This is a genomic window from Parapedobacter tibetensis, from assembly GCF_024704835.1.
In the GTDB taxonomy this organism is placed as follows: Bacteria; Bacteroidota; Bacteroidia; order Sphingobacteriales; family Sphingobacteriaceae; genus Parapedobacter; species Parapedobacter tibetensis.
Genome location: NZ_JAMXBE010000005.1, coordinates 247,892 through 269,210 on the forward strand (window position 1 = coordinate 247,892; position 21,319 = coordinate 269,210).

General features: G+C 43.9%; 25 protein-coding genes. 15 read left to right on the plus strand and 10 right to left on the minus strand.

Annotation, left to right across the window (positions count from 1 at the left end):
* Positions 1 to 11: 11 nt before the first annotated feature.
* The 7 genes from NF543_RS10745 (at position 12) to NF543_RS10775 (ending at position 6,599) form a co-directional block, all read left to right on the plus strand.
* On the plus strand, positions 12 to 3,434 hold the full coding sequence (locus NF543_RS10745) for a T9SS type B sorting domain-containing protein (RefSeq protein WP_257668131.1): 3,423 nt from the start codon (positions 12 to 14) through the stop codon (positions 3,432 to 3,434).
* Positions 3,435 to 3,451: 17 nt separating this feature from the next.
* Positions 3,452 to 4,342, plus strand: coding sequence for a PorP/SprF family type IX secretion system membrane protein (locus NF543_RS10750; RefSeq protein WP_257668132.1), 891 nt, complete (start codon positions 3,452 to 3,454; stop codon positions 4,340 to 4,342).
* A 77-nt stretch (positions 4,343 to 4,419) separates the two neighbouring features.
* Positions 4,420 to 4,803 carry a hypothetical protein gene (locus NF543_RS25655; protein ID WP_505560199.1) on the plus strand — a complete coding sequence of 128 codons (384 nt, stop codon included), beginning with the start codon at positions 4,420 to 4,422 and terminating at the stop codon, positions 4,801 to 4,803.
* Between the two features lie 79 nt (positions 4,804 to 4,882).
* Positions 4,883 to 5,662: a heparinase II/III family protein gene (locus NF543_RS10760; RefSeq protein WP_257668133.1), complete on the plus strand. Its 780-nt coding sequence runs from the start codon at positions 4,883 to 4,885 to the stop codon at positions 5,660 to 5,662.
* Positions 5,663 to 5,689: 27 nt separating this feature from the next.
* Positions 5,690 to 5,842 carry a hypothetical protein gene (locus NF543_RS10765; protein ID WP_257668134.1) on the plus strand — a complete coding sequence of 51 codons (153 nt, stop codon included), beginning with the start codon at positions 5,690 to 5,692 and terminating at the stop codon, positions 5,840 to 5,842.
* Between the two features lie 218 nt (positions 5,843 to 6,060).
* Positions 6,061 to 6,351, plus strand: a complete 291-nt coding sequence (locus NF543_RS10770) for a carbon starvation CstA family protein (RefSeq protein WP_308378746.1) — start codon at positions 6,061 to 6,063, stop codon at positions 6,349 to 6,351.
* Positions 6,339 to 6,599: a LytTR family transcriptional regulator DNA-binding domain-containing protein gene (locus NF543_RS10775; RefSeq protein ID WP_257668135.1), complete on the plus strand. Its 261-nt coding sequence runs from the start codon at positions 6,339 to 6,341 to the stop codon at positions 6,597 to 6,599. Before NF543_RS10770 ends, NF543_RS10775 begins: the two co-directional genes overlap by 13 nt.
* Here the strand turns inward: NF543_RS10775 and NF543_RS10780 are convergent, their stop codons facing one another.
* Positions 6,600 to 7,868 carry an ATP-binding protein gene (locus tag NF543_RS10780; protein WP_257668136.1) on the minus strand — a complete coding sequence of 423 codons (1,269 nt, stop codon included), beginning with the start codon at positions 7,866 to 7,868 and terminating at the stop codon, positions 6,600 to 6,602.
* A 532-nt stretch (positions 7,869 to 8,400) separates the two neighbouring features.
* Between NF543_RS10780 and NF543_RS10785 the strand changes: the two genes are divergently transcribed.
* From NF543_RS10785 to NF543_RS10805, 5 genes are all read left to right on the plus strand, one after another.
* Positions 8,401 to 8,805 carry a hypothetical protein gene (locus NF543_RS10785; protein WP_257668137.1) on the plus strand — a complete coding sequence of 135 codons (405 nt, stop codon included), beginning with the start codon at positions 8,401 to 8,403 and terminating at the stop codon, positions 8,803 to 8,805.
* A gap of 120 nt (positions 8,806 to 8,925) precedes the next feature.
* Positions 8,926 to 9,339, plus strand: a complete 414-nt coding sequence (locus NF543_RS10790) for a hypothetical protein (protein ID WP_257668138.1) — start codon at positions 8,926 to 8,928, stop codon at positions 9,337 to 9,339.
* Positions 9,258 to 9,938 (plus strand): CHAP domain-containing protein, encoded by a 681-nt coding sequence (locus tag NF543_RS10795; protein WP_257668139.1) that lies wholly within the window; start codon positions 9,258 to 9,260, stop codon positions 9,936 to 9,938. The genes NF543_RS10790 and NF543_RS10795 overlap by 82 nt, the downstream gene beginning before the upstream one ends.
* A gap of 134 nt (positions 9,939 to 10,072) precedes the next feature.
* Positions 10,073 to 10,705: a fibronectin type III domain-containing protein gene (locus tag NF543_RS10800; protein WP_257668140.1), complete on the plus strand. Its 633-nt coding sequence runs from the start codon at positions 10,073 to 10,075 to the stop codon at positions 10,703 to 10,705.
* Complete coding sequence (locus NF543_RS10805; RefSeq protein WP_257668141.1) at positions 10,702 to 11,193, plus strand: hypothetical protein; 492 nt, start codon at positions 10,702 to 10,704, stop codon at positions 11,191 to 11,193. Before NF543_RS10800 ends, NF543_RS10805 begins: the two co-directional genes overlap by 4 nt.
* A gap of 193 nt (positions 11,194 to 11,386) precedes the next feature.
* Here the strand turns inward: NF543_RS10805 and NF543_RS10810 are convergent, their stop codons facing one another.
* The 3 genes from NF543_RS10810 to NF543_RS10820 all read right to left on the minus strand — a co-directional run bounded on the left by NF543_RS10810 (position 11,387) and on the right by NF543_RS10820 (position 13,329).
* Positions 11,387 to 11,917 (minus strand): hypothetical protein, encoded by a 531-nt coding sequence (locus NF543_RS10810; protein ID WP_257668142.1) that lies wholly within the window; start codon positions 11,915 to 11,917, stop codon positions 11,387 to 11,389.
* On the minus strand, positions 11,914 to 12,828 hold the full coding sequence (locus NF543_RS10815; protein ID WP_257668143.1) for an HTTM domain-containing protein: 915 nt from the start codon (positions 12,826 to 12,828) through the stop codon (positions 11,914 to 11,916). The genes NF543_RS10810 and NF543_RS10815 overlap by 4 nt, the downstream gene beginning before the upstream one ends.
* 81 nt (positions 12,829 to 12,909) lie before the next feature.
* Positions 12,910 to 13,329, minus strand: a complete 420-nt coding sequence (locus NF543_RS10820; RefSeq protein WP_257668144.1) for a hypothetical protein — start codon at positions 13,327 to 13,329, stop codon at positions 12,910 to 12,912.
* A gap of 360 nt (positions 13,330 to 13,689) precedes the next feature.
* Between NF543_RS10820 and NF543_RS10825 the strand changes: the two genes are divergently transcribed.
* Positions 13,690 to 14,577, plus strand: coding sequence for a dienelactone hydrolase family protein (locus tag NF543_RS10825; RefSeq protein ID WP_257668145.1), 888 nt, complete (start codon positions 13,690 to 13,692; stop codon positions 14,575 to 14,577).
* Between the two features lie 154 nt (positions 14,578 to 14,731).
* On the opposite strand, the gene NF543_RS10830 is transcribed toward NF543_RS10825, so the two are convergent.
* The 4 genes from NF543_RS10830 to NF543_RS10845 form a co-directional block, all read right to left on the minus strand.
* Complete coding sequence (locus NF543_RS10830; protein ID WP_257668146.1) at positions 14,732 to 15,550, minus strand: hypothetical protein; 819 nt, start codon at positions 15,548 to 15,550, stop codon at positions 14,732 to 14,734.
* A 141-nt stretch (positions 15,551 to 15,691) separates the two neighbouring features.
* The gene (locus NF543_RS10835; RefSeq protein WP_257668147.1) at positions 15,692 to 16,603 is read right to left on the minus strand and encodes an arginase family protein; all 912 of its coding nucleotides are present in this window, start codon (positions 16,601 to 16,603) and stop codon (positions 15,692 to 15,694) included.
* 163 nt (positions 16,604 to 16,766) lie between these two features.
* Positions 16,767 to 17,567: a lipid II flippase Amj family protein gene (locus NF543_RS10840; RefSeq protein WP_257668148.1), complete on the minus strand. Its 801-nt coding sequence runs from the start codon at positions 17,565 to 17,567 to the stop codon at positions 16,767 to 16,769.
* Between the two features lie 165 nt (positions 17,568 to 17,732).
* Positions 17,733 to 18,092, minus strand: coding sequence for a winged helix-turn-helix transcriptional regulator (locus NF543_RS10845; protein ID WP_257668149.1), 360 nt, complete (start codon positions 18,090 to 18,092; stop codon positions 17,733 to 17,735).
* 109 nt (positions 18,093 to 18,201) lie between these two features.
* Between NF543_RS10845 and NF543_RS10850 the strand changes: the two genes are divergently transcribed.
* Positions 18,202 to 18,834 carry an NAD(P)H-dependent oxidoreductase gene (locus NF543_RS10850; protein WP_257668150.1) on the plus strand — a complete coding sequence of 211 codons (633 nt, stop codon included), beginning with the start codon at positions 18,202 to 18,204 and terminating at the stop codon, positions 18,832 to 18,834.
* A gap of 6 nt (positions 18,835 to 18,840) precedes the next feature.
* Entirely contained in the window at positions 18,841 to 19,368 is a 528-nt protein-coding gene (locus NF543_RS10855; protein WP_257668151.1) for an NAD(P)H-dependent oxidoreductase, read from the plus strand.
* A gap of 109 nt (positions 19,369 to 19,477) precedes the next feature.
* Here NF543_RS10855 and NF543_RS10860 read toward each other — a convergent pair whose 3' ends face one another.
* Positions 19,478 to 20,296 carry a helix-turn-helix domain-containing protein gene (locus NF543_RS10860; RefSeq protein ID WP_257668152.1) on the minus strand — a complete coding sequence of 273 codons (819 nt, stop codon included), beginning with the start codon at positions 20,294 to 20,296 and terminating at the stop codon, positions 19,478 to 19,480.
* Between the two features lie 16 nt (positions 20,297 to 20,312).
* Entirely contained in the window at positions 20,313 to 21,206 is an 894-nt protein-coding gene (locus NF543_RS10865) for an SDR family NAD(P)-dependent oxidoreductase (RefSeq protein ID WP_257668153.1), read from the minus strand.
* Between the last annotated feature and the right edge of the window lie 113 nt (positions 21,207 to 21,319).

The following is a 21,319-nucleotide window of genomic DNA, read 5'->3' on the forward strand; positions in this document are numbered from 1 at the left end:
TTATAACCATTATGAGATTAACAATTACTAAGCAACTAAAATTGCCATTGTTGGCGATTATTTTTTTATTGATGGGCGTTTTACATGCTCAAGCGCAACTTGTACATCCGGGGATACTGTTCAACGCTGATGGCTTGGACAGGTTAAAGACATATGCAAATACGGAACGACAGCCATGGGCAGCGACATATGCTAAATTGCTTGCCTATAACGATATAAACTATGTTCAGGAACCTGTTTATGCCATTGTTAATAGAGAATTTGGAGGTGCAACCACTCCGGCGTCAAGGGCAATGTCTGCCCAAAGTCAGAGAGCTTATAGGTGTGCAATTTTGTGGGTAATTACAGGGAACATTACCTATGCAAATAAGGCTAAAACAATATTGAACTCTTGGTCGAGTACCTTGGATAGTATTACTGGAGGCGCTAAAAAGTTATGTGCGGCGTGGTATGGTTTTGGTTTTGTTAATGCTGCGGAAATTCTGCGATATACAAACTCAGGTTGGTCTCAGGCAGATATACTGCAAGCGGAATCTATGTTCAGGAATAAATTTTATCCGGTAATTGAACCTTTCCAGGGGGGATGGGCTGGGAATTGGGATACGGCCATTTGCAAAACTATGATGGGAATAGGAGTTTTTATAAATGACTCTGCCATTTACTCCAGAGGGCGCAATTATTTGTGGTCAACCACGGAAACTTCTCCTGGAACAATGAAAAATTACATTTACCCTACTACCGGCCAGTGTTTTGAAAGCGGCCGCGATCAGGAGCATACCCAAATGGGCATAGGGGGCTTAGCGGAAGCTTGCGAAATAGGGTATAACCAAAATACAGATCTTTATGGTTTGTTTTCAAACAGGTTATTGTTAGGAACCGAATATACCGCTAAATATAATTTAGGTTATAGCGTACCCTATACAACAAATCATTATGGATCTGTGATTTCTCCTTTAGATAGGGGAGAGTTTCTTCCATTTTATGAATTGGTTTACAATCATTATGTAAACAGACTGGGGATGTCCGGAGATCCGGTTAAATATACCAAAATGGTTGTTGAGAAAATAAGGCAAGACAATGGAGGAGAAAGTGGTACTGCGATATTATTAGGCTACGGATCATTGTTATTTAATGAATATGCATTTAAATATGTTCCTGCTGCGGGTGATTATCGGACAACACAATTGAGTAGCAGTATGGGAAGCCCATCACAATTTGAAGTTTTTACAAACGGAAATTGGGTAACAGCAACAACTGCCCTTGGATTAACCACTAATCTATTAGTAAGAGATGGACAAAGCGCATTGGTAGCAGGTAATAGAAATTTAAAGAACCTGATAGTTGGAGAAGGGAATGGGGCTGTTTTAAGGGCACAGATTAATGCCGGTACAGTAACAGCATTAACCATTGTAGAGCCAGGTAACTTAAGCAGTATTCCTGCTCTGTCTTTTGTTAACGGCGGACAAGCTGCAGGCTCTACCAGTGCTATTGCAACTATCACAAGAGTAAAAGTAACAGGTGCGGATATAAAAAATCGGGGTTCTGGCTATACTTCTGCCAGTGTTACTTTTAGCGGCGGTGGCGGAAGCGGAGCAGCGGCCACAGCAGTAGTGAGTGGTGGTAAAATTATGGATATTGTTATAACCAATTCAGGATCTAACTATACTTCCATACCAACTATGTCTGTTACAGGAAATGGTACAGGAGCAGCTGTTTCGGCCAAAGTTGGTATTACACAGGTGAGCATTAATAGCGGAGGGACCGGCTATACCATAGCACCAACAGTTATAGCAGGGACCTTTCTGAGAGTGAGTAACGGAGTTGCTTTAGGTGTAGCAAATGATGTGTTTTTTCAAAGAGGATCATCTGTGTATATCGGGGGAGTTTCTCCAGCCGTTACAGGTATATTGAATATCAGTGGCAACCTGCTAGCAGAAGATACCGTTAATTGTATCTCTGTAGCTCATGATAATACCATTTCATCACTTACAGTAAATTTTAACAAAGGTCCTGATAATATCGGTTTCATAGGCGGAAATGTTACTTTTAACGCACTGGGTGTTGCAGCTGGGAATACCCATAAACTGAAGCTAGGTGCCGTAATGAATATTGCGGGCGCTATTACTCTAAACAGTACCGGCATAATTGATGCAACTAATGGCACTATAGGTTTTGTAAATGCCTCTCCTTCTACATCGATAGCAAGAACCGTTGCAGCCAATACTTTTAAAAATGCAACTCTCAATAAAATGGTAGTCAATTCAACCGCTGGAGTTACACTGAACCAGGTGCTGACGATAGCAAAACTGGATATGCAGAAGGGATTGCTGAATATTCCGGAAACTTCAGAGCTTACTGTTTCAAGTGTTTCAGGCGGAAGCAACATTTCCTATATCAACACCAAGTCGTCAGCAAGTTCCGGTGCAATTGCGAAAGTTAAAGTAACAGGATTAACAACTGCTCAGGGAGATATTCCTTTAGGAAACGGCGGAAATTATCTGCCTATACGCATTATCCCACCCTCAGGAACTGCATTCAACTTTACAATGAGTGTACTTACGGGCCTTACAGGTAATGGTTTGCCAAATGGTGGTGTAGTTGCAGACAAGAGCCAGTTTGTAGATGCGTCATACCATGTTATCCGTACAAGCGGAACAGGAGATTATACGTTTCGTGTCGGCTTTCCTGCAAGTCTGAAAGGCAGTGGCTTTACCCCGTCATCTCCTTTCGGTATTTCAAAATATAATGGAAGCAGTTGGTTACCTGTAATAGGCAGTGGTGATTATGTGCTAAATACCGCTACCGCAATTTTTGATACCAATGGCTTACGCCACCGGGTACAGATCGGTGGGGCTCAGCCATTGAATTTTGCAAACGTAGAAATAACGGCAAAAGACAATTTCACAAAAGCAGAAGTGCCATGGGCAGTTTCCATCAGCAGTGATAAGGGAACAGAAATCAGTAAAGGGGAAACCGTGCTGCTTACCGCAACAGGTGGCAGCAGCTATGTATGGGCAGACGCAAATGGTATTGTAAGCGGAAAGACTACGGCCGCACTTGAGGTAAGGCCAAGTCAGACGACAACCTATTCCGTAACAGCTACCAATGCCAGCGGCTATACAGAAAGCAAGGCTATTAACATAATCGTGCTGGAAGATTTTGTGAAGATCAAGGCAACCAATATCATGTCGCCAAACGGTGATGGGGTGAATGACAAATGGGTGATCGATAATATTGACTTTTATCCAAACAATGAGGTGAGGGTATTTGACAAAACCGGCCGTTTCATTTATGGTAAAAAAGGTTATGACAACAGTTGGGAAGGTACCTTAAATGGAGCGCCACTGGCTGAAGGCACCTATTACTATATCATAGATTTTGGAACGAGCAGGCCACGTTTCAGAGGTTTCATTACCATTATCAGGCCAGAGTAAAACAGCATAAAACAGAGATGAAAACGATATATAAACCCTTAGTACTGATTACGATTAGCATAATCATTACCACCTCGGTAAAAGCACAGCTGAATCCTTTATCCTCCCAGTACTATACCAATCAATACCTGATCAACCCGGCCTTTGCCGGGGCAGGTGAGGGTTTAAAGCTGAATTGTGCTTACCGTAAGCTATGGAGCAATGTACTGGGGTCGCCTTTAACCCAAAACCTGACGGCCGATTATGGCTTTAACAAAGTTGGACTGGGTTTAACGGTAAACAACGAAAGTGCGGGTTTGCAAAGACAGACCAGAGTAGTGGGCAGTTATGCCTATCACCTGAAGCTGAATGACAACAACCATCAGTTGCACTTTGGGGTATCACTGAGTTTTATGAGCCAGCGCTTAGAAAATGCCGATATTTATGGCAATCCCAATGATCCGACAATAGGGCAGTACAACGACCGTGAAACTTACCTAGACGGAGATTTTGGAGTAGCTTATACTTTAGATAAGCTGAACATCCAGGCGGCCATCCCCAACCTGAAAAGTGTATTGAAAAAGGATGTGATCAAACTGGCCGATGTGGCTACCTTTTATACTGCAGTAAGTTATAAAATCGGGATCAGCGAAGGTGCCGAAGGCATGGATGTAGAGCCAAAGGTAGCCTATAGGGGTGTGAAAGGTTTTGACAACATCTGGGATGCGGGTGCGCAGTTTGGCATTGCCAACAAGCAGGTGTTTTTGCTAGCGATGTACCATAGTACCAGGAATGCGACTTTTGGTTTGGGTATAGACTTTAGAAAGAAATACCTGATCAGCGGAACCTATACCATACAGACCTCTGCTTTAAGCAGCTATACCAATGGCAGTTTTGAACTCAACCTGAGGCTGAATCTGAGTAAATAAATGGATAAATTGAATAGCGCATATCATGTTGTTTAATTACATTCACAGCGACACAGCAGATCTCGGAGAACATGTACATGCAGTACTTCCTGGGGTATTCGAGTTTCACGGCGGGGGTTCCGTTTGACGCTTCGTTGTTCGTCGATCTGCGCGAGCGCATCGGGCAAGACCTTCTTAACGCCATAAACGAGCGCATCGTCACACTTCACCGGCAGGCTGTGGAACGGCAGGCGGGCGAAGGGGATGATGACATATCCGATGACGGCGGGCTTGCACAGCCGGGGAACGGCCACGGTCCGGAGGTTGTGGAGCCAGTACCCCAACCAGCCGATCCGACGCCCCGTGGGCGGGTGCTGTTCGATGCGACGGTGTGCCCGCAGGACATCGCCTATCCCACGGATCTGGGATTGCTGAACGAGTCGCGGGAAAAGACCGAGGGGTTGATCGATGCTATACCTTAACCGGAGCTTAAGACTTGGGATACCCCAGTACGATACCCTTACAAATAAAAGCTCAACGAGACATAACCGCAAAAATGTGATGATGGCCTTTCCGAATTCATCATATAAGTCACAGCCTGAAAAAAATATCAAGAAAGATGAGGCAAACACCCGCTCATTTTTTGAGCAAACAGGTGTATTGGTTAGCAGGCCTCTACCAAGTTCTTCGGCTAAGATAGATGTGGCACTTAAAGGTGGCAATAACGGCGAATTTCATAACCATAATGATATCGGATCTTATACAATTGTGCAGGGAAAACAGATAGTGGCTGGCGATCCTGGGGTAATACCTTATACGAACAATATTTTTGACGCTAAGTATCGTTATACTTATAAAACAATTGGATCGTACGGTCATCCTGTTCCCTTGGTTGCGGGTACCCAGCAGCAGGCAGGTGCTCAAGCCAGATCAGATACTATTAGTACGGACTTTAACCCTGAAAAAGATAACATTACATTGGATATTGCTTCGGCATATTATGATGCGCCGGGGCTAAAGAAACTTGAACGTACCATGGATTACGACAGATCTCATGCAGGTAGTGTTACATTTATTGATGATTTTGAGTTTGCAGAGCCAAAAGTTTTCGAAACTGCAATTTCTACCCGCTCCCAATGGGAGCAGACTGCTGAAAATACGCTGTTGCTAACAAGGGAGGATGAAAAAATGCTGGTAACTTTTACTTCTCCTGGTAATAAGCTATTGCTAAAATCAGAGGAAATAGCAGAAGGTGGTACGCCTTATACACGTATTGGTATTTCTATTGCTGAACCGGTAATCGCAGGTCAGATCATTATTACCTATAAACCACTGAATTAATCTTATGTTAAAGAAAATTGAAACGTGATGTTTAGAGTTGTCGAGGGGATGACTTTGGAAAAAGAAGAAGGGCAGATTTCTTTTGTGGATACTCAAAAAAAACCCGAAATGATGTTTGTTATAGGCGCAAAAGAAGAATTCCAAAGAAATTCGGTTTGTTACAATAGTATTTTAGAATAGGTTCTTGACATTTCAGCTCATTTCAAAAAAATCTAAAATAGGGGGAGACATGCCCATTGGGGAGGCTCTTCAACTAATGGCAATGCGCAAGTATAAGTTCCCGGCCACAGTCGAATTGGAATACGCCATACCTGAGGGTTCGAATGCGGTGAAGGAAGTGGCAAAGTGCGTGGAGTTTGCGCGGAAAGCGCTGAGGGCATAAAAGAATACGTTAAACTATGGAATTTTTAAACGGCATCAACGCCCTCACCCTTGTATTTTCCTCCCTACTGATCTTCGCCATCGCCTACCGTTTTTATGGCATCTTCATCGTCCACCGGGTACTACGGCTAAACGGAGATAACGTCACACCCGCGGTGTCGATGGCCGACGGCCGCGACTATGTAGCGACCAACAAAAACGTGCTCTTCGGCCACCACTTCGCGGCCATCGCGGCGGCGCGATTACGGCAAGACCGAGAAGGAGACCGAAACGCGTTGGCAGGAAGGCAGCGTCGATGTGGTGCCTGATCCGGAAAAGGCGAAAACGTGGCTGGCCCTGTTGGAGCCTTATCGTAAGGGAAATGGTACGGCCGGAGGCCATCGTCAATCGGGCTGCCATCCGCGAGGTGGACGAGGATGGCCCCGATGCCATCATCGTGCTGGGCAAAGGGCGGCCGGGTGAGCGGATCAAGGTGAGTGATCGGCGGAAAGAGGAGTTTTTGGAGTGGTGGGGATGTAGTTTTGATGAGGTATGGAGAAAGGGATTAAAAAGTTGATTAAAGGGCTGCTGCCAAATCCCAGGCCCGGATATGCCTGATGCCCCGATTCGGAGGCAAGGCAATATCATCAAGCGAAACCACAAATTTTTCGTAGCTATCCCGTATGGTCTCGAGAGGAGCATATTCGCGTTGTGCTGTCTGCTCGTCCGATAAAAGATAAGCGCTTTGCACATAAATAAGACGGTCATTTTTGGTAGCCACAAAATCGACTTCCTTACTGCCTAAAGTGCCTACATATACTTGATATCCCGCCCTGCGCAGTTCCAGATAAACGATGTTTTCTAGCCTATAGCCTATTCCATAACCAAAGCCCGGATAAAGGAAATTCTTGAACGAAAGGTCGTTGATGTAATACTTTGCGTTACCGGAAATGGTTTCCTTCCCTTTAATGTTATAGCGATCAACCTTATGTACCAGAAAAGTATCCGTTATATAACCAATGTAGTTTGAAATGGTGTCGTAAGATGTATTCCGTTTGTTGCTTTTAAAGAAGTTGACAATATTGGTTATCGAAATCAGATTGGACGCATTATTGACCAAATAGACAAAGATATCCTCCAATAGCCTAGGATCTTTAATGCTGTGTCGCTGGATGATGTCGCGTAGCAGCACCGTATCCTTTATGGCCGCGGTGTAATTGCGTTTGGTTTCTTCATTGGGCAATACAAATAACTCGGGTAAAGCCCCGCCTTCCATATATTGGATGTAGCTTTCCTTTGAAATCTCAAGGGAAGTTACCTCGGTATATTCAACAAAACTAAACGGAAATATTTCAAAATTCACATAGCGACCGGATAGCAACGTGGCCAGCTCACCAGACAGCATCTTTGAATTGGAACCACTGATAAATATTTCATAAGGTTCCACAAAATCCTGTGAATGCGAATTCACAAAATGCTCCCATCCTGTAATGTTTTGTATCTCGTCTATGAAAAGATATTTTTTTCCGGTAGGTTTCAGTTTGCTGTTGTAAGTTTTCAGCAAAGCCCCCAGATCTTTGTAATCGACGATAAAGTCAAAATCGGTAAACTCCTTATTGATATAGAAAATGTTTTGAGGGTTTATCCCACTGTCAATCAGCCGTTGGGCTAGCTGTCGAAGGATATAGCTTTTCCCCGCGCGCCGTTGGCCCACAAGTACCTTGACTAACTTATTTCCGACGTAACTAAAAATACGGTCAGTATAATTTTTCCGCGCGAAGCCCAATGCCGGAACATTCCCATCCCAGAAATTATATTTGGCTAAGAAATTAAATTTTTCGTCCATGCTCGAAAATATTATACAAATGTATGTATTTTCGTCTACACTCGAAAATTTATAGCTATTTATTGAAGTACCATTGACAGGAAATACATCCAGCAAGCGGGCACATCAACCCGAAGCGATAGCTAAACAACCATCGCTACGGCCACCAAAGGATTCGTTGATTTAGCTTTATTAACCATGTAAATTTAATACTTTATGTTATATCTGCATGGTTATGATAAGGGCGCAATTAACTTCGTTGAGGGCTCCGCCGTTCAAAATGTCGCACTTATCACCTCACCCTACGGCTGCGTGTTTTCACCAACCACTCCTGTGTTCAAATGCGGTATGGTGACAACACCGACCACGTGTATCAGTATGTAGCGGCAATTTGAATTGCGCTCTCACCTAAATCACCTGTCATTCGCCGGTTTCATCTATCACTATGTTAGGTGGTAAGTGATTTTATACCAGTATTTTACATATATACTTTTGTTGCCGTTGGCGGGGCGAGGTGCCCGGCCGTATGGTTAACTATCAAAACAAAAGTAGTATGAAAAAGCAATTTCTGAAGTATCCGTTTACGACCGCAGGTGTGGTGCTGTGGCAAGCTTGGCTGGCCGGATTATCCCCGGTACAGCATAATGAGGAGGCCGTGTGTGTGGAGCGAGGGCTCTACGCCTATGTGCCGAGCCGTTTTGACCTCGCCCCCGAACAGGTGGCTTTTTTGGACAGTTTGCCACCGATGCTTTGCGCACTTTGGGCTACGCAGATTGCATACGCCATCCGCGAACAGATCCCCATCACGCTCACCAAACCCGAAAACAAGGGCGATGCGCAAGTGCTGGGCGTCAAGTTCATCGAGTCGGAGGCAAGCAGCGGCAGCAACCCCAGCCAGCCCTTTGCAGGAGAAGAGGAAGATGACGGGTATTTTCTTCACTTCACCATCGGATATTAAGGGGTATCCAAGCCGTCCCGCTGCATGCGGGACGTGCTTGTTGGTATAACATGAACAACAAAGGCGCAATGACTACCATAGGCAGACAAGCATTGCGCCTCAACGGAAAAACAGAAACAAATGAATATAGAACGAAATGAAATCGAATGGGGTGATAGCGGCAAGGTCCGCCGGATCCATTCGCGCCCTTGGTTGTGGCTACGCAGCCTGTGGAATAGCTGGTCGGTGCGGGGCATGTGGCAGGTTTACGCAAACGCGTTTTGGTTGTTGACCGCGCTGAGCCTTTTCCTATGGAGCGGCCCGCTGCTGTGCCTTTGGGACCCTACAGCGGGGGTATTGGATATCGGTATCCTGAGTGTATTGCCGCTGGCGCTGCTGCTGGTCGTTTTAGCGCGGCTGTCAGCTGCCGGAGTTTACAAACTGATGGTTGAATCGTTTAATGAATTGACGTTATGGCAACGGGCATTGTGTTATGGCTGCCTCTATCTGTCTTATTTCTGGGCAGTGGTATGGGTGGTGATGAAGTTGGTGTAGGTGGGGATGGAACACGGATTAAGCAGATCAAACGGATTGACATGGATTTTTTATCTTTTGAAAGCCTGCATGGGGCCACAGTATATAGTGGCAAATATAGTCAGCGATTATCGGTAAGATCAGCGTCATCAGCGTTCCATCCATTGCGGGAAATCTACACTGCCGAGGTCGGTGTGCGCGAAGCCACCGGCAATAACGATGGCCCCCGCATAGCGGAATACCTGCGCTATTGCGGATTGGGTGAAGGGTATGAATGGTGCGCCGCATTCGTGTCGTGGTGCCATGGACAGGCGGGCTATCCCGAGCCGCGGAACGCCTGGGCGGCGGCGCTGTTTCCGGCCGGCCATATGGTCTGGACCAGGGCATCGGAAGGCACGGGTGATGCTGCGCGTAACACGCGCGCCAGTTCCAATGCCATTCCGCGGCAAGGAGACGTTTTCAGCATCTACAGTACCTCCAAAGAACGCATCGCCCACTGCGGATTCGTAGACGGTTGGGACGGCAAATTCTGCCTCACGGTAGAGGGAAACGTCGACAACGCCGTGGTAGGCAAACGCCGGCCCATAAAGACCATTTATGCTGTCTCGCGGTGGCATTGAAGGGCAAATTCGCCATTCGCCTATACGCGGTGCGCCGATTCGCAAAAAGCAAATCAGCGAATCAGTAAAGAGCGAATCAACAAAGAGCGAATCAGCAAATTAACAAATCAGCAAAAAAAATAAAATAAAATAAAATGAAACCTCTAAAAGTAAGAACATATTATGCCGGCATGTCGGAGCACGAGCTGGTGACGCAGGCGGGGAAAGTCCTGCAATTCATGACGGCCAATGCCAATTTCCCGACGCCCGTGCCGGATCTGGCAGTCTTCGAAGCCGGGTATATCGATTACAAAACCAAGCTGGAGAAGGCTAACCGGGGTGGCAGCCGACTGGATTTCCGGGAGAAGAAGGAGGCGCGGATCGTGCTGCTCGACCTAATGCGCGAGCTGGCCACGCATGTGAACCTGACAGCCAAGGGCGTGGGCTCCATGCTGGAAAGTTCGGGCTTCCGCATGGGTAACCTCGACCGTAACATCGGGATACCGGGTATCCCGCAGCGCGGCCGATTGGCCGACGGCGACAAAAGCGGTACCTTCCGGTGGGCTGTGGATACGGTGGCCGACGCGACGGAGTACGACTACTGCGTGGGCACGCGTGCGGGTGAGGGCATGCCCATCGAGTGGGACGAGCCGAAAACCGTGACCCAGTCCTTCGGTACGGAACTCACGGGGCTCACACCGGGGGTGACCTACTATGTGCGGGTGCGCGCCCACAACGGCAAGGGCGACAGCGATTGGTGTGAACCTTTTTCAAGGATGGCACGATGAGGGGGTGGTTATTGATGCCGCTCGTGGTTATCGGTTTTGCCTGCGCTTCCCACCGGGAGCGCAGGCAATCGTTTTTACAGACGAGCGAAGCGGATGTGCGCATACACCGTGACAGCCTGTGGTCGCTGGCGCAGGAGGGGTCATGGCTGGTGGAGGTCGTGGAGTTGTCGGCATGGAATTGGTCTGCCGATCCGCCTATCGGGTCTACCGATTCGTCCATCACGAAGACTATCCCGACCGAAGGGAAGACCGCGCCGACCAACAGCAGTTACATCAGGTTGAGCCGGTTCACCATCCGTACCGACAGCAAGACCGTCTCGACCGGTCGGTTCACCGATTCGACCAACCGGTACACGGGATGGATTGAAAGTAAGACCGAATCGACCAAACGCGAGACCAATCGGTTTACCGGATACATCGTTTTGTTCGGCTTGGGGCTTTTGGTGTTGCTTTTGGTTTACCGTTTGGTCCGGAAGGTCGTGCGTTAGCAGCAGACGGTGAACCGTGTGATGCGGATGGTTTACCAGTTGGGCCTTGAAGGTTTACCATTTGCTGCAGAAGGTAAACCGGATGAGCCGATAGGTTCACCGGAAAGGCGAAGTAGGGAGAGGGGATACGGGTGAGCAATAGGAAGAAAGCCGCTATTTTGGCCGCATTATCTTTTGACGAAACCAAGAAATTTCAATAGGCGATGATTGAGAACAAATTACTGTAAACCGTGTCTGTATATTCGACTTTTTCGAATCGGTTTCCTTTGCGTATGGCTTCGCACCGGTGGTGGAAGACTTCGACGGATAGCAAGGGATAAGTCCGGTATTTGCTGATGCAGTACAATGCCTGCGATCGTACCACCGCATTGTACAGTGCGGTGTCGCGCGTGGCGATGGACTGGAGATGGCTTACCCGAGCCTGATTGCACGCTGTAACCATGGTTTTCAGTGATCCGTCACGGGTTAGTACTTTTTGATCGACATGGTCCTTTTCCACCTGGTAAAGCACCAGCTCATTTGACGTATAGCTGTATGATCCGGTTTTATCCGGATCCGTAAAAAAGTTATAGAGATGATTGACCTTGGTGATGGAACACAACACACTGGTTGCTATTTCCGCAAAATAAGACCTGAAATTGACTTGGCTCGGCACCGCTTTGAGCACCACTAAAAGCTGGAGGGCCAGAAAAAGGATCGTGAAGGTTTTATATACGACAGTCATGACTTGAATGTAAGGTTTATCGCGCGGCGTATGCCGCGGTAGTCTTGTAAAAGCAGCGGATACCAGATCACCACGTTGACCAAGATGAGCAACGTGCCGAACGGAACCAATCCCATAAATATGGCGATCACCGCATGCATACCAATAATACTGAGTAGCAAGAAGATCCGGACGTATGGGATGAAGATGAGCAACGGATACAGCAACTCGATGCACACCACTAGGCATCCGGACAGTACGTACCAGAGGTAATGCAAATCAGTGGGTAGTTTCACGAATTGGTATGTGGGGTCAGACAGGCTGAGGAACAGGAACTCGCCGTTCAGCCAAGATGGCATCTGCACCTTGCCGAAACCGGCAGAGAAATACGTGATCATCAGATAAATCTGTACCGTCCGAAGGGCAATCTGCTGATGACCCAGTAGGGCTGCGCTGTGCTGACGGCGCGGAAGCGCCAACGAATGCCCACTGGGGAAAATGCACAGAAAAAACAGGAAAACACTCTGATAGAGATCAACACCATATAGGTAAGGATTCAGATGAACGGAAAAGAGCAGAAAGCAGCCGAAGGCGAGCATGGCCATCAACCGGGTTCGGAAACCCAGCCCCAGCGAGATGAGTGATGCGATATAGCAAAAAATGGCGCCGTACAGCAGGATGTTCGCTGTCGCTCCGGTGCCCAGTTTGTACAAATGGGGCTCGAACCAGAATGCGTTTGCACGGGTTACTTCCCAATTGATCATTCCGTTTGCCGCCAGCAATACGTCAAAGTCCACTAAAAATAAGCAGAAATTGAAAATTGAAAATGCAGCAATGGCAATCCTAAAATATTCGAACTGGTGCTGGGCATAACCATAGTTGAGGTTTGCGAAAATATGTGCCCGCCAGGGGTATGGGATTTGAGCGCTCATGATAATAGACCGAATTATCGAAAGTTAAAAATGGGCCACCCACAGGAATGGATAGCAGGTAGCCCAACCCACTGATCTATGTTACTTAGAGACGATAGCTTCCAGTTGCTGGAATCGCTGTGCCCCAAGTTGGGATTTCATGGCTTCCAGCACATCCTTGGACGTGGCCAATACCCAACCTTTATGGATCAGGATATTGGAGGCAACACTGCCCGGGTTTTTGGAAAAGCCTCCACCTAGGGCTTTGACATGCCGCACGGATTGTTGCGTGGCGATGGACAGCTCACCTTTTTCATTGAAAACCGGAACGAAGTCCCTGCCAAGGATTTTCGCGATTTGCGCCTGCTCTGACCTGGAAAAGGTCGGCGCGTCTGTTTCAGCGGCTTTCAACAGGTCTGCGTTGACCACACTGCGGTCAACTTCTTTTTTAGCGCGGATTTGCGCCGTTGATGATAAAAAGCATGCCGTCAATAATACGGCGACTAATACAATTGATTTCATGATAAAATTGAATTAAAATCAACATCCTACTCTTTACAGGATTTTCGGAAACTCCTTTTTCTTTCAACAGAAAGACCAATGCGCTTGCAAGCATTTAATTGATCAAGTCAAAGTTCCAGAAAGGGCCATGGCCTCGCAATACCTAAAATGGGGTAAAATTTTTTGATGTAATTTCCGAACTCCGATCGGTTTCCTTAACTTTGGGTTAACAACTATCCCAATGGTATGAAACCTTCACCTTCCATCGAGGAAAAAGAACTGCTGATTCGGCTGCCGGAAGTAAAGTAATTTTTACATAGCTAATAGGTGCATATACGAATTAAGATTGCTAAATTTATAAAATCAAAATATGTGATTTCTATGGAAAACCTAAAAAAAGAAGACATAAGTCAGGAAGTTTTCGATCTATATGATGACTATGCACATAACCGTGTAACACGGCGTGACTTTATGCAACGCCTTTCAGCCTATGCGGTCGGCGGGTTTACCGTTACTTCATTGATGAGCTTTTTACTTCCGGATTATCAAGATGCGATTCAGGTAAAGGCCGATGACCCACGAGTCACTTCAAGCTATATCAGCTACCCTTCTCCAAAGGGAGGAGGTACCATCAAAGCGCTTTTATGTATGCCTAAGGGCAATCAGAAGAAACTGGGAGGCATTGTAGTGGTGCACGAGAATAGAGGGCTCAACCCACATATAGAAGATGTAGCTAGAAGAGCTGCTTTGGCGGGCTTTGTCAGTCTGGCTCCTGATGCCTTAAGTCCTTTGGGCGGTTATCCTGGCAATGACGACGACGGGCGAACCCTACAAAGTAAACGGGATAGGAATGAAATGCTCGAAGATTTTATAGCCGGGTTTGAATACCTGAGGAAAAATGAGTTCTGTAGTGGTAAGGTAGGTGTAGTGGGCTTTTGCTTCGGTGGATGGATTGCCAATATGATGGCTGTACGGATTCCTGACTTAGCAGCAGCAGTACCCTTTTATGGCGGTCAGCCTCCACTCGAAGACGTGCCTCGGATAAAAGCTCCGCTGTTATTGCAGTACGCGGAACTCGATACCCGCGTAAACGAAGGTTGGCCGGCTTATGAAAAAGCCCTAAAGGAAAATCGTAAAGAATATACTGTGTTTATGTATGCCAATGCAAACCATGGTTTTCATAATGATACGACGCCACGGTATGATAAGGAGGCGGCACAATTAGCTTGGCAACGGACCATAGATTTTTTTTCGCAAAATCTAAAGTAAAGTAAAAAGAGTGATTTATCTGGTGAATTATGGATGTATTCAAACATTTATCCAAATTGTTTGAAAATTCGCGAAAGCCCACAAAAAAAGCCGTCTCTCAAGAGAAGGCTTTTTGTACCCGGCCCGGAGCCGTCTACTCGATTAGGCACTGGCTTTAAGCGCTTTTCAATATCTTTTTAAATCCTATCAACTGGCGCATTGCAAAAACCTCTAGAAGCAAAACTTGTGGCACCAAAACCAAAGGAATAAGGGTCAAGGGAATTTGCCCCAATTCCTCTGGTATGTTTCCATTTAATATGCTTACGGCTGTTGAAGCAGGCGCAAGAATAAAATCTAAAATTCCAAAAGCAACAAATGCTATTGCAACGTTCAGATTCTTATTCAATTTTGATTGGTTTTCAAAAAATGACTTGGTATTATTTTTTTTAAAATCTGAAATTGACCAATGATTGGCTTTTATGCCTGCCACTTGTTTGAAGATATCGAGTTGGCTGACCGCATAAAATGTAATAAATCCAGCTATCCAATCGCCTGGCCCGGAAATCAAAGCAAAAACTCCAGGTAATCTGCCTGCGAAAAACCAAAACAGGAATATTATTCCAACAATCATTCGAGCTGGACCTGCAACACTTTGTATCGACCATTTTAAAGATATTTTGTCAACAAACCCTCGAAATTGTTTTGACGTTGCCAGCAATAGCATTGCTAAAACGGAGGGTAGATAAAGCCCGCATAATATATAGGGTATCGAATTTACGTAAGAATTTATATTAGTAACTGTTAAAACAAAAAAGAGGCCATAGCAAATCCAGAATAAACCTATTCCAATTGTCCTTGCCATTCGCCATTTACTTCCTTTCCAAAGTGTCCAACTTCCAATTATGAAGTGTATTAGTTGGAATATAACAAGACCCCCCAAAACAGTAATGGACAAATATTCCAATGTTAATTGTATGTTTTCTGGATTGTTCATTTTCTTCAGCTTGTACCTAACGGTCCGCAGCTAAGAAACGTGCGGAGTTTGGAACACACCTCTGTCAACTGAGAGCCAAGTTTTATTTTATGTAGTAAATTTCATTTTACAGTCTTAGTCCGCATGTTTTCTTAGGCGTTGTTATGTGCTGGCTTTTCCATATTCCAATAATTCTGCAAACTGTTTAACAAACTCAATCGTATATTTTCCATCTTCATCCAAATTTGGGTCAAGAATTGTAATTTCAATCCCGATTGCTTTTTTACTTGCCAATAATGGTTTTAATAATTCGGACAATTCATTGTAAAAAAGTCCATCAATTTCCCTGCTATCAACTGCGGGCATAATATTGTCGTTCAAAACATCAACATCCAAATGAACCAGGAATCCATCCAGATTCTGCTCTTCAACCAATTTCAGAAATTGATATGCTGTTTTTCTTAAACCATTTTTACGAAGGCTTTTCAAATCAAAATATTCAATCTCCGATTTTAAAATCGGCCTTACATAGTCTTCGTCATATTCCCTGTTGCCTACGCAAAACACATTTTTTTCTTGGAAATATGGTTTGAGATTAAAAATGTTCGTCAATTTGTTGTGGCCGTATCCGGTCACAATTGCCAAATCCATTCCTGCGGCACCAGCTGTCCCGGAAAGTTCAGGTGTTATAAAATCGGTGTGCCCATCAAGAAAAAATAACCCGTAATTGCCTTTTTGTTTTAGGGCAATGGAATTACCAATTAAAATGCTACAGTCTCCTCCTATAATTATTTGAAAAAAGTCATCTTTAAGTTTTTCTGATAGTAATTCGCTTTGCTTTTTAGCGTATTCAATGATCTTGTTCGTATTTCTAACTCCCGATTCTTCGTCAAAATCCATTGAATATGCAGGAGTTTCGAGTCGAAAAATCTGCTCAGGTTTGATTTTGCTATGCAATCCGTGTTTCTCGAACCATTCTGGTAGATTAATTACACCCGGTTCAGTCTCAGATGCAGTTTTTTTCAAACCCAGGTTTGATGGAAATTCTAATATGTTGATTTTCTTGCTGTTCATTTTTAGCTTGCATATAACGTTTTCGGGGCTTGGCGATGTGGCGGATTTTTAGCACTAAAGTTCATTAGAATTTCTAAAATTGAATTTAGCACAAATGTTTCATAGAAGCATTTCAGCCACCATATTGCCAAACCGATGTTAGCAGCTGGGCATTCTCCATTGTCTATATATGTGTCGCTGTCCACGCTAATAATTTTGCACTTGGTAAAAATAATAATTGAGCTAAAATAGTCCCTAAAAGTCGGGCAATGGTCATATACACAATGTATTTTCTAAAAGTTGTCTCTGAACATTTGCCCAATGTTACATCGTCTGTCATTGCCGATAAATGTGGGTCAATAAATGCAAACATTAATATTGTCGCAAAACCATTTATAAAAGCAGATAAATTACTGGCTGTTGTCCTATAGTCGGGATTTAGATATGAAGCGTAAACGGCAGATAAAACGCCAATTGTCAAGATAGCAACTGCAAAAATGTTCAGAATAAATATTCTCCAAGGAAATTCGCTGTCAAGTTTTATTTGAGAGATGTTGTCTTTATGCGGAATGGTCAAATTGTCTTTGAAGTAAAGAATACCTGCTTTAGAGAAACTATGGAGAATGAGTTTTCCCATTGATTTATGAATACTGAAATTGACAACAGCTTTTGACAAAACTCTTTGAAATGTTGGGATGAGAAATGCACCAATAATTGTCGCAATGGAACAAGAAAAGATGATAAGTCGAAACGTTCCAACATTGTCAAATACACCAACTTTTATGTCGTTCTCAACTGTCTTTGCTAATAATGGTGCTTGAAAACCGTTTGCTGTTCTTGAAACTAAAACAAGAATGTTAAACAAGGCAAATGAAATAGCAACTCGTCCTGTCCGAATACCAACAATTCTTACCGAATAAGAAAGTGTCGTAATTAGGTTAATTACAAATGTCAGGATTAAAACTATTATTATTTGTGTCGTCATTATTGTCGTCTGTTTGCCTTGCTGCTAACGGTTTGCGTGTATGCCCAGTGGCGGATTTTATGTTCTTGCTTTTCGGTTTAGCCATAAAGGTAGCTAAAATCTCAAAGCCTTCGGGCTGGCATTTTCCCCGCCATTGGGCATACACGCTGTTGTGCGTTCGTACCTTTATTCCATCACTTCTTTATGTTGTTCGCCCCAATCTTTCAATTGTTTTAAGATAGGCGTGAGCTTAAGTGCACTTGGCGTGAGTTCGTATTCCACACGGGGTGGCACTTCCGCATAAACAGTGCGTTTTACCAATCCGTTAGATTCTAACTTACGTAGTTGAAGGGTAAGCATACGTTCTGTTATTTCGGGAATGCGCTTTCTTAACTCTCCATAACGTAGCTTTCCTCCTACTAATCCGTAGAGGATGGACAAAATCCATTGACCGCTTATCATTTCTATGGCATATACTTCTGAGCAGCATTGTATTAACAACTGCTTGTTTTCAAAATTGGTCGATGTTTCTTTGGTTTTACTCATTACTTACATTTTTGTATGTACCATACATTTAGCTGTAAATATACAAAAAGAATCATAACACACTATCTTTGCGTTATCAAATTCACTTAACTTAAAACATTCGAATACTATGGAGTTAATAGAAAACTTAAAATGGCGTTATGCCACCAAGAAAATGAACGGACAAACCGTTCCACAAGAAAAACTCGATTATATTTTGGAAGCCGCAAGGTTGGCGCCTTCATCATCGGGATTGCAACCCTACAAAATATTTGTCATCAGCGACAAAGAATTGTTGGCCAAAATTAAAGATGTGGCATATAATCAAGACCAAATAACAGATTGTTCTCACTTACTGGTATTTGCTTCTTGGGATGGTTATTCATTTGACAGGATGGGGGAAGTGTTTCATAAAACTGCGAAAGAACGTGAGTTGCCTTATTCCATTCTTGAAGATTTCCATAAAACCATTTGGGGCATATTTGAACCATTGCCTGCCGCCTATCACCAAGCGCATACGGCAAGACAAGCCTATATTTCCTTTGGGATGGCTATTGCGGCGGCAGCGGAACAACGGGTAGATGCCTGCCCAATGGACGGTTTTTTGCCCGATAAAGTAGACGAACTGCTTGAATTGGATAAATACGGGTTAAAAAGTGTAGCTTTTCTGGCACTTGGTTACCGAGCAGCAGAAGGGGACTGGCTGGTAAACCTGAAAAAAGTGCGCACCCCGAAAGAGGAGTTTATCATTGAAAAAGTTTAAACTGAAATGAAAACATTGGTAATCATAACCCATCCAAATTTAGACAAATCCGTTGTAAACAAATATTGGATGGAAGAATTAAAGAACTATCCTGAAAGCTACAACGTACACGACCTATACGGTGTTTACCCCGATGAGAAAATTGACGTAGAGAAAGAAAAGCAATTGGTGGAAGCACACGACAAGATTGTTTTTCAGTTTCCTATCTACTGGTGGAACAGTCCACCACTTTTGAAAAAATGGTTAGACGAGGTAATGATTTACGGTTGGGCGTATGGTAGTACGAGTGGGTATAAAATGGGAAATAAAAAAATTGCACTTGCTATTTCTGCAGGTGGAAGTGGAAAAGAGTATAGTTCGGATGGCAGTTTTGGATATACGCTTGAGCAATATTTGCTCCCGTTTGAAATTTCCTTTAAATATGTAAAAGCCGATTACAAATCGTTTTTTCCGTACTATGGTGCAGAAGGAAAAGTTACACAACGCTTGGAAGAAAATACGAGGAAATATCTGTCGTTTATAGAGGCCTTGTAAAAGCATACTAAATTTTGTTGACGAGTTCGATTAGTATGACGCAAAACCGCTGTTAGTGGCAAGTGGCTTTTGTTGTCTGTCGCTGTCGCGTTGTGTGTCGCTGAAAAAATTATTTTATTCTTGTTATTTCCGTTGGTGCATAACCAAATTGCTTTTTAAAAGCGTAAGAAAAATGAGATAAACTTTCAAAGCCAAGTTCTAAATAGATTGAAGACGGCTTTTTATTGTTTTTTTCTATTTGATAGTGTGCTTCTGAAAGTCGTTTGTTCTGCAACCATTGTCGGGGTGGTATATCAAATGTTTTTTGAAAATCACGTTTGAACCCCGCAAGACTTCGTCCCGTCAATTTTGCAAAGTTTTCAATCGGGACGTTAAATTTGAAGTTTGTCTGCATAAACTTTTCCAAATCAATCTTATGTGGTTCAGAAAAGTCAAAAAGAAAATTTTTAAGTTCAGGTTTTGCAAGCAACAAAAGTTCAATCGCTTCTTTTACCTTTAATTCACTTAGCGGATGGTTAATATGTTTCGGATTTAGTGTATAAGGAATCAACGAGTTGAAAAAACCTTTCAAATAGGCACTTTCGGGCAGAAGGATATTTGATTTACCGTGATATTTCGCTGTTGTTTCCAACTGTTTTTCCATGGCATATCTCCGCAGAATATCTTCTTTCAGAATAAACATTAAAGCCTTATAATATTCGTTATTTTTTGGAGTTTTGGTAGTCTTCACGAATTGGTGCTTTCTTACCAGATATACTTCGCCAGACCTCGCGGTAATTCTATCGCTCGAGGTCTCAAAAGTCATTTCACCCGAAAGTTGCAATAATAAAACACTTTCGACAAGCAGGTTATCATATTCTGTTTCCTTTTCAGTATCCAAAGAATAGACTATGGCGTTCGAAAATACGTTCGCTGTATACTTTTTCATCCTTTATTAGTTATTTCTACTCAGGCAGCCCTACCATTTTAGCACTCTCTTTCCATAATAAATCCCTTGTGTTGTTGTCTTGTGCAAGTTGGGAAGGATTGGGAAATGTAAGTTTTCCCCTTACAAGTGATGCATAAATTTTGTCCGTTGGTAGAGTAACTTTACCCAATGCAAGTTCTGCCAACGCTTCGCCCGAACGTTTTGCTGTACCCATAAAGAAAGCAGGTTTAAACATACTGATTACATAGAATAATGGTAGAATGATGACAGGTAGCAATATCTTTATAAATACTGATTGTTTGCCCATTAAAGATGTATCTCCTGTTAGCCCGGGATTGTACGCAATCACACCGACACTTCTATTTTCTTCCACATTTATAGATGCAAGGGAACGTGCGGTAAGAAGATTACAGAGTTTTGTGGCAGCATAAAACCGCATACCTTTGGGACTATCTTCATTGGGATACGCTAATTCCTTTGTGGCTAATGTCTTCGGTCCGAAAAAAATGATTGCGGGGTCGTGCGAATCACTTGTCGTGATAACGATTTTACCGCCTTTTGCCAAATTCGGCAAGAATAGTCTTGCTAATAAATAATGAGCAAGGTGATTAGTGGCAAACGTCAGTTCAAAGCCGTCTTCACTTCGTTTTTTGTTGTCGGTTGCTTGAACACCTGCATTTAACACCAAAATGTCAATTTTAGTATTTCCCAAACGTTGTTTTATGTTGTCGGCAAAAGAATGAACACTTTTTAAAGAAGAAAGGTCAAGCGGAAGAACTTCTGTTCCTTTTGGCACAATACGTCCGCTTCCACGTACACCAACATATACTTTTGTGTCGGGCAATTTTGCAAAATGCTTTAAGGCTTCTGCACCAATGCCTGAGGTCGCTCCTGTCATTACAATTATCATCTCAATCTAATTTTTGTTCAGATGCAAAAGTGCGAGTAAAAAACTTAATATACTTTCCTGTATGGCTCAGTTTTCTTTCTTGTATGGCTCATTTAGAAAATTGGGTGGTGGGC

Excerpts from the sequence above, each read along its gene's own strand:
- NF543_RS10760 (WP_257668133.1), top strand. The coding sequence starts at position 4,883 with ATGATGGCCTTTCCGAATTCATCATATAAGTCACAGCCTGAAAAAAAT.
- NF543_RS10845 (WP_257668149.1), bottom strand. The coding sequence starts at position 18,092 with ATGAGTAAAACCAAAGAAACATCGACCAATTTTGAAAACAAGCAGTTG.
- NF543_RS10860 (WP_257668152.1), bottom strand. The coding sequence starts at position 20,296 with ATGAAAAAGTATACAGCGAACGTATTTTCGAACGCCATAGTCTATTCT.
- NF543_RS10780 (WP_257668136.1), bottom strand. The coding sequence starts at position 7,868 with ATGGACGAAAAATTTAATTTCTTAGCCAAATATAATTTCTGGGATGGG.
- NF543_RS10815 (WP_257668143.1), bottom strand. The coding sequence starts at position 12,828 with ATGAGCGCTCAAATCCCATACCCCTGGCGGGCACATATTTTCGCAAAC.
- NF543_RS10850 (WP_257668150.1), top strand. The coding sequence starts at position 18,202 with ATGGAGTTAATAGAAAACTTAAAATGGCGTTATGCCACCAAGAAAATG.
- NF543_RS10825 (WP_257668145.1), top strand. The coding sequence starts at position 13,690 with ATGGAAAACCTAAAAAAAGAAGACATAAGTCAGGAAGTTTTCGATCTA.
- NF543_RS10770 (WP_308378746.1), top strand. The coding sequence starts at position 6,061 with ATGGAATTTTTAAACGGCATCAACGCCCTCACCCTTGTATTTTCCTCC.
- NF543_RS10805 (WP_257668141.1), top strand. The coding sequence starts at position 10,702 with ATGAGGGGGTGGTTATTGATGCCGCTCGTGGTTATCGGTTTTGCCTGC.
- NF543_RS10810 (WP_257668142.1), bottom strand. The coding sequence starts at position 11,917 with ATGACTGTCGTATATAAAACCTTCACGATCCTTTTTCTGGCCCTCCAG.
- NF543_RS10750 (WP_257668132.1), top strand. The coding sequence starts at position 3,452 with ATGAAAACGATATATAAACCCTTAGTACTGATTACGATTAGCATAATC.
- NF543_RS10820 (WP_257668144.1), bottom strand. The coding sequence starts at position 13,329 with ATGAAATCAATTGTATTAGTCGCCGTATTATTGACGGCATGCTTTTTA.
- NF543_RS10745 (WP_257668131.1), top strand. The coding sequence starts at position 12 with ATGAGATTAACAATTACTAAGCAACTAAAATTGCCATTGTTGGCGATT.
- NF543_RS10800 (WP_257668140.1), top strand. The coding sequence starts at position 10,073 with ATGAAACCTCTAAAAGTAAGAACATATTATGCCGGCATGTCGGAGCAC.
- NF543_RS10835 (WP_257668147.1), bottom strand. The coding sequence starts at position 16,603 with ATGAACAGCAAGAAAATCAACATATTAGAATTTCCATCAAACCTGGGT.
- NF543_RS10840 (WP_257668148.1), bottom strand. The coding sequence starts at position 17,567 with ATGACGACACAAATAATAATAGTTTTAATCCTGACATTTGTAATTAAC.
- NF543_RS10855 (WP_257668151.1), top strand. The coding sequence starts at position 18,841 with ATGAAAACATTGGTAATCATAACCCATCCAAATTTAGACAAATCCGTT.
- NF543_RS10775 (WP_257668135.1), top strand. The coding sequence starts at position 6,339 with ATGTGGTGCCTGATCCGGAAAAGGCGAAAACGTGGCTGGCCCTGTTGG.
- NF543_RS10790 (WP_257668138.1), top strand. The coding sequence starts at position 8,926 with ATGAATATAGAACGAAATGAAATCGAATGGGGTGATAGCGGCAAGGTC.
- NF543_RS25655 (WP_505560199.1), top strand. The coding sequence starts at position 4,420 with ATGCAGTACTTCCTGGGGTATTCGAGTTTCACGGCGGGGGTTCCGTTT.
- NF543_RS10785 (WP_257668137.1), top strand. The coding sequence starts at position 8,401 with ATGAAAAAGCAATTTCTGAAGTATCCGTTTACGACCGCAGGTGTGGTG.
- NF543_RS10865 (WP_257668153.1), bottom strand. The coding sequence starts at position 21,206 with ATGATAATTGTAATGACAGGAGCGACCTCAGGCATTGGTGCAGAAGCC.
- NF543_RS10830 (WP_257668146.1), bottom strand. The coding sequence starts at position 15,550 with ATGAACAATCCAGAAAACATACAATTAACATTGGAATATTTGTCCATT.
- NF543_RS10765 (WP_257668134.1), top strand. The coding sequence starts at position 5,690 with ATGTTTAGAGTTGTCGAGGGGATGACTTTGGAAAAAGAAGAAGGGCAG.
- NF543_RS10795 (WP_257668139.1), top strand. The coding sequence starts at position 9,258 with ATGGCAACGGGCATTGTGTTATGGCTGCCTCTATCTGTCTTATTTCTG.